Origin of the sequence: Streptomyces sp. NPDC048192 (genome assembly GCF_043202415.1) — a bacterium.
Taxonomy (GTDB): Bacteria; Actinomycetota; Actinomycetes; order Streptomycetales; family Streptomycetaceae; genus Streptomyces.
This window is the reverse complement of record NZ_JBIDAL010000026.1, coordinates 11779-24925: the sequence shown is the minus strand read 5'-3', so window position 1 is coordinate 24925 and position 13147 is coordinate 11779. Positions and strand designations below refer to the sequence as shown.

Genomic DNA, 13147 nt, shown 5'->3' with positions numbered 1-13147 from the left:
GCGATGACCAACGACAACAACGCCGACGTTCTCGACTACCTCAGGCGGACGTCGATCGAGCTGATCGAGACGCGCAAGCGCCTGCAGGAGCTGACGGACGCCGCTGCCGAGCCCATCGCGATCGTCGGTGTCGCCTGCCGGTACCCCGGAGGAGCGGCGTCCCCCGAGGAACTGTGGGAACTGGTGCGGGCGGGCGCCGACGTCATCTCGGACTTCCCCGACGACCGCAACTGGGACCTGGAGTACGACCCGGACCCCGACCGGCCCGGCACCTGCTCCACACGCAAGGGCGGGTTCCTGTACGACGCGGGCGACTTCGACGCCGAGTTCTTCGGGATCAGCCCGCGCGAGGCGCTGTCCGCCGACCCCCAGCAGCGGTTGCTCCTGGAGACCTCCTGGGAGTCCCTGGAACGCGCCGGCATCGACCCCGAGTCCCTGCGCGGCAGCGACACCGGCGTGTTCGCCGGCCTCGCCTACTTCGGATACGGCAACCACTTCGCCACCCCCGAGGCCATCGCGGGCTACGCGCAGATCGGTTCCCTGCTGAGCGTGGCGTCCGGGCGCGTGGCGTACACGCTGGGGCTTCAGGGCCCGGCGGTGTCGACCGAGACGGCCTGCTCGTCGTCGCTGGTGGCGGTGCACCAGGCGGTGCAGTCGCTGCGGCAGGGCGAATGCGGCCTCGCTCTGGCCGGCGGTGTCACCGTCGTCGGGATGCCGCAGGTCTTCCGGGAGATGTCGCGGCAGCGGGGCCTGTCGGCGGACGGCCGGTGCAAGGCGTTCGCGGACGCCGCGGACGGCACCGGCTTCTCCGAGGGCGTCGGCGTGCTGGTCCTGGAGCGGCTCTCCGACGCGCGGCGCAACGGCCGGCGCATCTGGGCGGTGATCCGCGGCTCGGCGATCAACCAGGACGGCGCGTCCAACGGGCTGACCGCGCCGAGCGGCCCGGCGCAGCAGCGCGTGATCCGGGCGGCGCTGGCGAACGCCGGGCTGCGGGCGGGCGACGTGGACGCGGTGGAGGCGCACGGCACCGGCACGACGCTGGGCGACCCCATCGAGGCGGGCGCCCTGCTGGCCACCTACGGGCAGGACCGGGACGGCACGGGCCCGTTGTGGCTGGGGTCGCTGAAGTCGAACATCGGGCACACGCAGGCGGCCGCGGGCGTCGGCGGCATCATCAAGATGGTCATGGCGATGCGGCACGGGGTGCTGCCCAGGACGCTGCACGTGGACCGTCCTTCGACCCATGTGGACTGGTCGGCCGGGGCGGTGGAGCTGCTGACCGAGGCCCGGGAGTGGACCACGCCCGAGGGCCGGCCCCGCCGCGCGGGCGTGTCCGCCTTCGGGGTCAGCGGCACCAACGCGCACGTGATCCTGGAGGAGGCCCCGCCCGAGGAGCAGGCGCCCGAGAGCGCCTTGGACGCGGGCGTGACCGGCGGCCCGGTGCCGTGGGTGGTCTCGGCGAAGAGCGCGAAGGCGCTGGAGGAGCAGGCGGGCAGGCTGCGCGACTTCCTCGCCGCCGACGCCGGCCTGGACCTCGCCGACGCCGGCTGGTCGCTGGTGGCGGGCCGGTCGCGGTTCGAGCACCGCGCGGTGGTCCTCGGCCACGACCGCGACGGCATGCTGAGCGGCCTGGCGTCGCTGAGCGCCGGCGAGGAGTCCGCCGCGGTGGTCCGCGGCGTCGCCGGTGACCTCGGCGGAACCGTCTTCCTGTTCCCGGGGCAGGGCAGCCAGTGGTCCGGCGCGGCACGGCAGCTGTACGAGGCCTACCCCGTGTTCGCGCAGAGCCTCGACGAGACCTGCGCGCGCTTCGACACGCACCTGCCCTTCGCACTCAAGCCCCTGCTCCTCGCCGACGAGCTGGAACCGGCGCAGCGCGAGCGCACCGACATCGCCCAGCCGGCGCTGTTCACCCTGCAGGTCGCCCTGTACCGGCTGCTGACCCAGTACGGCCCGCGGCCGGACCACCTCATCGGCCACTCCGTCGGCGAGATCGCCGCCGCCCACGTCTCCGGCGTGTTCGGCCTGGACACCGCCACCAGGCTGGTGGCCGCGCGCGGGCGGACCATGCAGACGGTCAACGAGCGCGGCGCCATGCTGGCCGTACGCGCCTCGGAGGCCCGGGTGGGCGCCCTGCTCGGCGCGTACGACCGCGTCGGCGTCGCCGCCGTCAACGGCCCGGAGTCGGTCGTGGTCTCGGGCCTGCGCGAGCAGGTCCACGCCCTGCGCGACCGGCTCGTCGCCGACGGCGTCTCGGCGAAGCTGCTCGCGGTCGACCACGCCTTCCACTCCCCGCTGATGGACCCGGTCCTGGACCGGTTCAGGGCCTCGCTCACCGAGTTCCCGGCGGGCGAGATGGCGGTCCCGATCGTCTCCACCAGGCTGGGCCGCGAGGTCACGCTCGAGGAGCTGACGACCGTCGAGTACTGGGTGGACCACGTCCGTCAACCGGTGCGCTTCCACGACGCGGTGGAGTGCGCCCGCGCGGCCGGCGGCCGCCTCTTCGTGGAGGTCGGGCCGGGCGCGACGCTCGCGGGCATCACCCAGGAGAACTTCGCCGCCCAGGGCGTGGACGACGCGGTGGTCGTCTCGGCGTCGCGGCGGGACCGCACCGGCCCGCAGGCGCTGACCGGCGCGCTGGCCCAGATGCACGTGCGGGGCGCCCGCGTGGACTTCGCCGCCCTGTTCGGCACGCGCCGCGGGGTGGACCTGCCGACGTACGCCTTCCAGCGGCAGCGGTACTGGCTGGACCTGCGGGCCGGGACCCGGTCGGCGGACGTCGCCTCCGCCGGTCTGGCCGCCCCGGACCACCCGCTGCTCGGCGCCGTGGTGGACCACCCCGGCACCGGCGAGGTGGTCTTCACCGACCTGTGGTCCCTGCGGACCCACGGCTGGCTGGCCGACCACTCCGTGTTCGGCGCGGTCGTCGTACCGGCGACGGCCCACCTCGACCTGGCGCTGTCGGCCGGCGACCACGTCGGGTGCGGCAGGGTCGAGGAACTCACCCTGGAAGTCCCCCTGATCCTGCCCGACTCGGGCGACGTGCAGGTGCGGGTCGTCGTCGGCGCCGCCGACGAGACCGGACGCCGCTCCCTGGACGTGTACTCGAGGCCCGGCGAGGACGGCCCGGCGGTGGGCGGCTGGACCCGGCACGCCATGGGCAGCCTGGCACCGGCCACCGCACCGCCGGCCGCCCCGGCCGACGGCACCCGCGCGCTCGCCGTCTGGCCCCCGGCCGGGGCCCGGCAGCTCGGCATCGACACCCTCTACGACGACTTCGCGGACGCGGGCTTCGACTACGGTCCGGCGTTCCGCGGGCTGCGCGAGGTCTGGCGGCGCGGCGACGACCTGTTCGCCCTCGCCACCCTGCCGGAGGCCGCCGAGGACCCGGCGGGCGGCGCCTTCGCCCTGCACCCGGCGCTGATGGACACCGTCCTGCACGCGTCGATCGCCGGCGGTGTCATCGAGGTGACGGGCGAGCAGGCCCGGATGCCCTTCTCCTGGTCCGGCGTGGACCTGGCCGCACGCTGCGGTACGACCGTGCGGGTCCGCCTGTTCCCGGCCGGCGACGACGCCGTGTCCCTGACGGTCGCCGACGAGCACGGCCGCACCCTGGCGTCCGTCGGGGCGCTGACGTTCCGTCCCGCCAGTGCCGAGCAGGTCCACTCGGCGCGCGGCGGAGAGCAGCCGTCGCCGTACGAAGTGCGGTGGCGGCCGGCCGAGGCGGCCGGGAAGGAGACCGGCCGGGAGCCGTGGGCGGTCCTCGGCGCGAGCAGCGGCCCGGCCTCCCGGCTCGCCGCGGCGGGCGGCGACAGCGCCGTGCTCCGCGCGTCCCTGGACGAGGTCCTCGCCGGACCGGCGCCCCGGCACCTCGTGCTGTGCCTGGACGACGTCGCCGCCACCGGCCCCGACCTGTTCACCGCGGTCGCCGGCACCGACAAGCTCCTGCTGCACCTGGTCCAGCGGTTCCTCGCCGAGGAATCGCTCGCCGCGTCCACGCTGGTGGTGCTCACCCGCCGGGCCCTCGACACCGGTGCCGGCGAGGGCGTCGACAGCCTGCCCGGCGCGTCCGCGTGGGGCCTGATCCGGTCCGCGCAGACCGAGCACCCCGGCAGGTTCCGGCTGGTGGACATCGACGACGAGGACGGCTCCTGGGCGCGCTTCGCGGACGCGCTCGCCCTCGACGAGGCCCAACTGGCGCTGCGCGACGGCGCGTTGCTCGTGCCCCGGCTGGCCCCGGCCGCAGCCGACGACCAGCGGATGGAACCGCCGGCGGCCGGCGCCCACCGGCTCGGCATCCCCGACAGGGGGACGCTGGAGAACCTGACCTGGGTGCCGTGCCCGGAGGTGGAGGCACCCCTGACGAGCGGCCAGGTCCGGATCGCCGTCCAGGCCGCGGGCCTGAACTTCCGCGACGTCACGATCGCACTGGGCCTGGTGGACAGGACGGCCATCGACGCCGGGCTCGGCAGTGAGGGCGCCGGAGTAGTCCTCGAGGTGGCCGACGACGTGACGCGTCTGGCGCCCGGCGACCGCGTCATGGGCATCTTCACCGGCGCCTTCGGACGCACCGCCGTGGCCGACCACCGCATGCTCATGCCCATCCCCGACGGGTGGAGCTACGCCGAGGCCGCGTCCGTGCCGTGCACCTTCCTCACCGCCTACCACGGGCTGTTCCGCGTGGCGGGCCTCGAGAAGGGGCAGCGGGTCCTCATCCACGCCGCGGCCGGCGGCGTCGGGATGGCCGCCGTCCAGCTGGCCCGGCACGCCGGCGCCGAGATCTACGCCACCGCCAGCCCGGCCAAGTGGCCGGTGCTGCGCGGCATGGGGCTGGACGAGGCCCACCTGGCGTCCTCACGCGACCTGGACTTCGCCGGGAGGTTCCTGAAGTCCTCGAACGGCCGCGGCGTGGACGTCGTGCTGAACTCCCTCGCCCACCGGTTCGTCGACGCCTCGCTGACCTTGCTGCCCCGCGGCGGCCACTTCGTCGAGATGGGCAAGACGGACATCCGCGACCCCCGCCGGGTGGCGGCCGACCACCCCGGGGTCGACTACGAGGCCTTCGACCTGTACGAGGCGGGCCCGGACGCGATCCACGAGATGTTCCGGGCCGTCATGGACCTGTTCGCCGACGGGCGGCTGCGGCTGAACCCGGTCTCCCTGCGCGACGTCCGCGACGCGCGCCGGGCCTTCCGCGAGATGAGCCAGGGCCGCCACGTCGGCAAGCTGGTCCTCGAGGTGGGCGACGGCTTCGGCGGCGGCACCGTGCTGGTCACCGGCGGCACCGGGGGCGTCGGCTCGCTCGTGGCCCGGCACCTCGTCGCCGAACACGGGGTGCGCAGCCTGCTGCTGGCCGGCCGCCGGGGACCGGCGGCCGACGGGGTGCCCGAGCTGGTCGCGGACCTTCAGGACGCGGGAGCGTCCGTGCGGGTCGTCGCGTGCGACGTCGCGGACCGGGACGCCGTGGCGGACCTGCTCGCGGACCTGCCCGGCCGGTATCCGCTGACCGCGGTCGTGCACGCGGCCGGCGTCCTCGCGGACGGCACCGTCGAGTCGCTGACCGCGCAGAGCTTCGACCACGTGCTGCGCGCCAAGGTGGGCGGCGCGGTCAACCTGCACGAGCTGACGCAGGACCGCCCCCTGTCGGCGTTCATCCAGTTCTCCGCCCTCGCCGGCGTCCTCGGCAACGCGGGCCAGGCCAACTACGCCGCCGCCAACGCCTTCCTGGACGGCCTGGCGGCCCGGCGCAGGGCGTCCGGCCTGGCCGGCACCTCGCTGTGCTGGGGCTGGTGGGAGCAGAGCAGCGGCATGACCGGGGAACTGGACCAGGCCGACCTGAACCGGCTGCGGCGGACGGGCATCGCCGCGATGCCGACCGCCGAGGCGCTGGCCCTGTTCGACGCGGCCCGCGCCGCCGGCGAGCCGGTCCTCGTCCCCGCCCGGCTGGACCTCGCCGCGCTGCGGGGCAGGCCCGGCGACGAGGTGCCGCCGCTGCTGCGGGACCTCGCCGGCGGCCGCCGGCGCCGCGAGCGGACGGCCACGGCCAGGGACGGCGGCTCCGCCGCACTGACCTCCCGGCTGGCCGCCCTGCCGGCCGAGGAGGCGCGGGCCGCCCTCCGGGAGTGGGTGCGCGAGCAGGTCGCCGTCGTGCTCGGGCACTCCTCCGGTGCGGGCGTCGACGTCGACCAGGCGTTCACCCAGCTCGGCTTCGACTCGCTGATCGGGGTCGAGCTCTGCAACCGCCTGTCCGCCGCCACCGGGATGCGCCTGTCGTCCACCCTGATCTTCAACTACCCGACCCCGCACGAACTGAGCGAGCACCTCTTCGGCCTGCTGCGTCCGGCACCGGACACCGGCCCGGCCGGGGCCGCCGGAGCGGCCGAGGACGCCGGGATCCGGGAGGTGCTGCGGACCGTCCCGATCGACAGCCTGCGCCGCGCGGGCGTCCTGGAACTGATCCTGGCCTGCGCCGAGGCGCCCGGTGCGAGCGGCGAGGCTCCGGTGCCGGATGCGGACGCCGCCGCGGGCGAACTGTCGGACCTGGACCTGGATGCACTGGTCGACCTGGCTCTGGACGAGAAGAGGTAACTGACATGACCAACTCCGCGGAACGCACGGCGGACGGCGCGGACCGGGTCCAGCGGGCGCTCCGCACGCTCCTGGAGGAGCGGGACCGCCTCCGGCAGGAGATCGACGCCCTGAAGGCCGGGCGCGGCGAGCCGATCGCCGTGGTGTCCATGGCATGCCGGTATCCGGGCGGCGTGTCGACGCCCGAGGACCTGTGGGACGTGGTCCGCGAAGGCCGGGACGTCGTCGGCGACTTCCCGCAGGACCGCGGCTGGCGGGACGTGTACGACCCCGACCCGGACGCCGTCGGCCACGCCTACACCCGGCAGGGCGGGTTCCTGACGGACGTCGCCGGCTTCGACGCCGACTTCTTCGGCCTCAGCCCGCGCGAGGCCCTGGCCGTCGACCCGCACCACCGCCTGCTGCTGGAGACGTCCTGGGAGGTCTTCGAACGGGCCGGCATCGTCCCCGCCGAGGTGCGCGGTTCCGAGGTCGGCGTCTTCACCGGGATCAGCTCCTCCGAGTACGGCTGGCGCTTCCTGGAGGGCGGCCAGAAGGAACTGGAGGGCTATCTGCTGTACGGCAGCGCGCTGAGCGTCGCCTCCGGCCGGGTGGCGTACGAACTGGGCCTGACCGGGCCTGCGGTGTCGGTGGACACGGCGTGCTCGTCGTCGCTGGTGGCCCTGCACATGGCGGTGCAGTCCCTGCGTGCCGGGGAGTGCTCGCTCGCGCTGGCCGGCGGGGCGCTGGTGATGGCGACGCCCGCGATGTTCGTGGAGTTCTCCCGGCAGGCCGCGCTGTCGGCCGACGGCCGCTGCAAGGCCTTCGCGGACGCGGCCGACGGCACCGGCTGGGCCGAGGGGGTGGGGGTGCTGCTCCTGGAGCGGCTGTCCGACGCCCGGCGCAACGGCCACCCGGTGCTGGCCGTCGTCCGCGGCAGCGCGGTCAACCAGGACGGCGCCAGCAACGGGCTGACCGCCCCCAACGGCCGCGCCCAGGAGAAGGTCATCCTCAAGGCCCTGGAGAACGCCGGGGTCGCCGCCTCGGAGGTGGACCTGGTCGAGGCCCACGGCACCGGGACCACGCTGGGGGACCCCATCGAGGCGGGCGCGCTGCTGGCGACCTACGGCCGGGGCCGGCCCGAGGGCAGGCCGCTGTGGCTGGGATCCCTGAAGTCCAACATGGGGCACGCCCAGGCCGCCGCCGGCGTCGGCGGTGTCATCAAGGCCGTGATGGCCCTGCGCCACGGCCATCTGCCGAAGACCCTGCACGTGGACGCGCCGTCGCAGCACGTGGACTGGTCGTCCGGCGCGGTGGAGATCCTCACCGAGGGACGCGCCTGGACCCGGGCCGACGGCCCGCGCCGGGCCGGGGTCTCGTCGTTCGGGGTCAGCGGCACCAACGCGCACGTGATCGTGGAGGAGGCCCCGCCCGAGGAGCTGGCGGCCGGGCCCGCCCCGGACCCGGGCGTCGTCGGCGGCCTCATCCCGTGGGTGGTGTCCGGGCGCAGCGCCAAGGCCCTGCAGCAGCAGGCGGGCCGGCTGCGCGACTTCCTCGCCGGCAACGCGGACCTGGACCTCGCCGGCGCCGGCTGGTCGCTGGCGGCGGGCCGGACCCGGTTCGAGCACCGCGCGGTGGTCCTCGGCCGCGGCCGCGACGAACTGCTGAGCGGCCTGGCGGCGCTGGGCGACGGCGCGGACTCCGCCGCGGTCGTCCGCGGCACCGCGGGGAACCTCGGCGGCGTCGCCTTCGTGTTCCCCGGGCAGGGCTCGCAGTGGGTCGGCATGGGCCGCGAACTGTACGACGCCTTCCCGGTCTTCGCGCAGAGCATGGACGCCTGCGCCGCCGCACTGGCCGAGTGGGTCGACTGGTCGCTGCTCGACGTGGTGCGCGGCGTGGAAGGGGCGCCCACCTACGACCGGGTGGACGTGGTGCAGCCGGCGCTGTTCTCGGTGATGGTGTCCATGGCCGCGCTGTGGCGGTCCTGGGGCGTGGAGCCGGCCGCCGTGGTGGGCCACAGCCAGGGCGAGATAGCCGCCGCCCACGTGTGCGGTGCGCTGTCCCTGCGGGACGCCGCCAAGACCGTCGCGCTGCGCAGCAAGGCCCTGGTGGAACTGATCGGCCACGGCGGGATGGCGTCGGTCGCGGAGTCCGCGGAGGTGGTCGAGGAGCGGCTGGGGCCGTGGAGCGACCGGGTGAGCGTCGCCGTGATCAACGGACCCCGTTCCGTGGTGGTGTCCGGGGAACCGGACGCCCTCGACGAATTCATCGAGAAGATGAAGGCCGACGGCGCCCAGGCCCGCCGCATAGCGGTCGACTACGCCTCCCATTCCCACCAGGTGACCCGGGTCCGCGACCAGGTGATCGGCGCGCTGAACGACGTACGCCCGAAAACCTCGCACCTGCCCTTCTACTCGACCCTGTACGGCGAAATCATCGACACCGCCCGGTTGAACGGCGATTACTGGTACGAAAACCTGCGGGAAAAGGTCCGTTTCCAGTCCTCCGTGCAACGCCTTGCCGCCGACGGCTTCAAGGTGTTCATCGAGATGAGCCCGCATCCCGTGCTGACCGTCCCGGTGCAGGAGATCGTCGAGGACGTGGACGACGCGCTGGTCCTGTCGTCGTCGCGGCGGGGCCGGGGCGAGGTGGAGGCCGTGCTCGGCTCGCTCGCCGGGCTCCATGTCCGCGGCGGAGCGGTGGACTTCGGCGCCCTGTTCGGCACGCGCCGGCGGGTGGACCTGCCGACGTACGCCTTCCAGCGACAGCGGTACTGGCTGAGCTCCTCGCCCACCGCGGCGGTGGCGCAGGTGGCCCAGACGGCGCCGCCCGCGGAAGAAGACCAGGTCATCGCCCTGCCGGAGCGGATCGCCGCCCTCTGCGCCGACGACGCGAAGGCCTTCGTCCTCGACCACGTCCGCGAGAAGATCGCCGTCGTGCTCGGCCACCCCTCCGGTGAATCGGTCGGCCCCGACCAGGAATTCACCGAGCTCGGATTCGACTCGATGCTGTCGTCGGAACTGAGCAAACGTCTGACCGCCTCGACCGGACGCAGACTGCGGCCCAACCTGGTGCTGCGGTACCCGTCCGCGCGCCTGCTGGCCGAGCACATCACGTCCCTGCTGGCCGGACCCGGCCCGCAGTGATTCCCGTAGTCCCGGGCGTACTTCCGCCGGCGGGAATGTCCCGCCGGCGGGACACCGCAAGCTCCGCGACGGCTTGTCCCGCCCCCGCGCCATGATGCCTTGACCGGCTGATTCACCTTCCCGGAAAGTGAGGGTGATCTGCGAATTCCTCCGATTCCGGACCTGTTCTTCCGAAGCCTGTTCTTCCAAGGGGTTGATCCGTGTGCGTTCATTCGCTGCGTCGTCTGCGCATAAAGGACTGTGGCTGGCGGAGGAAATGTCTGCCGACACGCTGAACCATGCGCTGACCATGTGGGACGTGGACGGCGAACTGGACGCCGAGATCATGGAATCCGCGTTCCTGCACGTGCTGGGCGAGGCGGAGGTGCTGCGCGTCACCTTCGCCGACGACGGCGGCGGACTGCGGCTGACCCCGCGCGACCTGGGGGACTGGCGGCCGTTCCACCTGGACGTCAGCGCCGAGGACGACCCCGAGCAGGCGGCGCGCGACGCGCTGGCCGGCATGCTGCGCAAGCCGTTCGACCTGGGCCGGGACCTGCTGTTCCGGATGGGCGTGGTCAAACTCGCGGCGTCCCGCTCGCTCGTCGTGATCGCCTACCACCACCTCGTCTCGGACGGGTTCGGCACCGGCGGCCTGCTCTCCCGGCGCCTCGCCGAGGTGTACACGGCGCTGGCGCGCGGCGAGGACGCACCCGAACTGCCGCACCCGTGGGACGCCGAGTCGTTCGCGGCCGAGGCCGCCGAGTACCTCGCCTCGCCGCGGTTCGCCGAGGACACCGAGTTCTGGCGCACCTACCTGGCCGACGCGCCCGCCCCCGCCCAGGCCCCCCGCCCCGTCCTGTCCGACGCGGCCCGCTCCGCCCTCTGCGAGCCGATGAGCGGCGCCGACCGCTGGGGTGAGCTCACCGAGCCCATCGGCATGGTCAGCCGGACGCTGACCGTGCCCCGCGCCGAGGCGGACGCGTGGACGGCGGCCGCCAAGTCCATGGGCGTGTGGATGTCCACGCTGCTGACCGCGTCCGCCGCGGTGTACTTCCGGCACCGCTGCGAGCGCCCCGAGTTCCTTCTCTCGCTCGCCGTCGGCAACCGGATCGGGGTGGCGAGCAGGACACCCGGCCTCGCCGTCAACGTCGTACCGGTGCGGGTGCGCATCCCGCTGAACGCCACCTTCACCGACATCGCCGACGCGATGGTCGACGCCACCTACGAGATCTCCGGACACACCGCCTGCCACTACTCGGACATCCAGCGCGCGAGCGGTACTGCCCTGAGCGAGCGCGGCAGCTTCGGCGCCGTCATGAACGTCGTCGAGTTCGTCGAGCAGCTCCACTTCGCCGGCAGCCCCGCCCGCTACCTGGGCGGGACCACCGGCTCCTTCGACGAACTGTCCGTCGGCGTCTACACCGACGGCACCGCCGGCAGCGACCTGTTCATCCGGCTCGACGCCCCCGCCCGCCTGTACTCCCGCGCCGAACTGCGTTTCATCGGCGAGGAGCTGATCGCCCACATCCGTGCCGTGGTGGCCGCCGGGGACCGGCCGGTCGGCGCGCTGGACGTGGGGAGCGGCGCCGTAGTGGACCGGGCGCCGGACGCCACCGAGGCGACCGCGACCGATCCGACCGTCCCTGAGCTGTTCACCCGGCAGGCGCAGCGGGACCCCGACGCCGTCGCCCTGGTCTCCGGCGAAGGCACGGTCTCGTACCGGGAACTGGACGAGCGGTCCGAGCGCCTGGCCCGGGCGCTGCGCCGGCGGCACATCGGCCCCGAGACGGTCGTCGCGGTGGCGCTGCCCCGGTCGGTGGACCTCGCCGTCGCCCTGCTCGGCGTGGCGAAGGCCGGCGCGGCCTACCTGCCGGTCGACCCGGCCTCACCGGCCGCGCGGATCACGGCGGTGGCCGCCGACGCCCCGGTGCGCGCCCTGCTCGGCGACGCGGCGACGGCCCCCGCCCTGGCCGCCGCCCTGGACGTGCCGGCGCTGCTCTTCGGCGATCTCGCGTCGGACACCACCGGCGACGACGGCGACAGCACGCCGCACGCCCGGCCGGACAGCCTGCTGGCCGTGCTCCACGGCTCCGGCACGGCCGGCGCCGTCGGAGTGACGCACCGGAACACGGCGCACCTCCTCCTGGCCCACCACGGGCGGGACACGGACCGGAGCACCGTGCTGTGGCACGCGCCGCAGACCGGCGACGCACTCGCCCTCGAACTGTGGGCGCCCCTGCTGAGCGGCGGCCGCGTGGTCGTGGCACCCCCCGGCGAACTCGGCGCCGACGCCCTGGCCGAGGCGCACGCCGCGCACGGGATCACCACCGTGTGGCTGCCCCCGGCCCTGTTCGCGGCGATCGCGGCCGAGCGCCCCGAGAGCCTCGCCGGGCTGCGCGAGGTGTGGACCGGCGGCGACCGGGTGCCCGCGGCCGCGCTCGCCCGGGTCCGCGCGGCCTGCCCCGAGCTGACGATCACGGCCGGCCACGGCCCCGCGGAGACCACCGTCTTCGCCGCCTGCCGGCGCCCGGCCGCCGGCGAACCGGTCACGCCGGGCACGCTCGGTGAGCCACTGGACGGCACCGCCCTGTACGTCCTGGGCCCGGGCCTGGCGCCGGTCCCCGCCGGCGTGACCGGAGAGCTGTACGTGGCCGGACCCGGTGTGGCGCGCGGATACCTCGGCCGGCCCTCACCCACCGCGCAGCGCTTCGTGCCCTGCCCGTTCGGCCCGCCCGGAGCGCGCATGTACCGCACCGGGGACCGGGTGCGATGGGGCGCCGACGGCCGGCTCGAGCACGTGGCCCGCGCCGGCGCGGGCACGGACGTACGCGGCGTCCGGGTCGAGCCGGCCGGGATCGAAGAGGTGCTGTCCGAGCATCCCGCGCTCACCCAGGCGGTCGTGACCGTCCGCGACGACGGCACCGGGCAGCAGCGTCTGGTGGCCTACGCCGTCCCGGTGGACGGCCGTACCGTCACGGGCGACGAACTGCGTCGGTTCGCCGCGGCCCGGCTGCCGGAGTCCGCGGTGCCGTCGGTGTTCACGGTGCTGCAGAGCCTGCCGGTGACGCCGGGAGGGCGGGTGGACCTGGCCGCGCTGCCGCAGCCCGTCTCCGAGGAGGACACCTACCGGGCCCCGCGCAACGAGACCGAGCGGATCCTGGCCGCCGCGTTCGCCGACGTGCTCGAACTGGACCGGGTCGGCATCGACGACGACTTCTTCGACCTCGGCGGCAACTCGCTGCGCGCGATCCGGCTGGTCGGCCTGATCCGGGCCGAGCTGAAGCAGGAGGTGTCCATCCGCGCCCTGTTCGCGGCGCGCACCATCACCGGCCTGTCGGACATGTGGAAGGACCTCGGCCGTTCCAGCAGGCCCACCCTGCGCAGGAGGACCAAGGAGGGCGCCGTCCTCTGAGCGCCGCTTCGCCGCCGACCGCTTTTCGAACAGCGGGGTAAGG

The 13147-nt window shown here is 74.6% G+C and carries 3 protein-coding genes; all 3 read left to right on the top strand.

All coding sequences use genetic code 11. The features are described 5' to 3' along the window. Positions 1-3 precede the first annotated feature (3 nt). The 3 genes from ACGFZN_RS37410 (at position 4) to ACGFZN_RS37400 (ending at position 13104) form a co-directional block, all read left to right on the top strand. Entirely contained in the window at positions 4-6585 is a 6582-nt protein-coding gene (locus ACGFZN_RS37410) for a type I polyketide synthase (RefSeq protein ID WP_393862937.1), read from the top strand. A 5-nt stretch (positions 6586-6590) separates the two neighbouring features. Then, the gene (locus tag ACGFZN_RS37405) at positions 6591-9710 is read left to right on the top strand and encodes a type I polyketide synthase (RefSeq protein ID WP_393862936.1); all 3120 of its coding nucleotides are present in this window, start codon (positions 6591-6593) and stop codon (positions 9708-9710) included. Between the two features lie 127 nt (positions 9711-9837). Then, positions 9838-13104 (top strand): amino acid adenylation domain-containing protein, encoded by a 3267-nt coding sequence (locus tag ACGFZN_RS37400; RefSeq protein ID WP_393862935.1) that lies wholly within the window; start codon positions 9838-9840, stop codon positions 13102-13104. The last annotated feature ends 43 nt before the right edge of the window (positions 13105-13147 follow it).

Excerpts from the sequence above, each read along its gene's own strand:
- ACGFZN_RS37410 (WP_393862937.1), top strand. The coding sequence starts at position 4 with ATGACCAACGACAACAACGCCGACGTTCTCGACTACCTCAGGCGGACG.
- ACGFZN_RS37405 (WP_393862936.1), top strand. The coding sequence starts at position 6,591 with ATGACCAACTCCGCGGAACGCACGGCGGACGGCGCGGACCGGGTCCAG.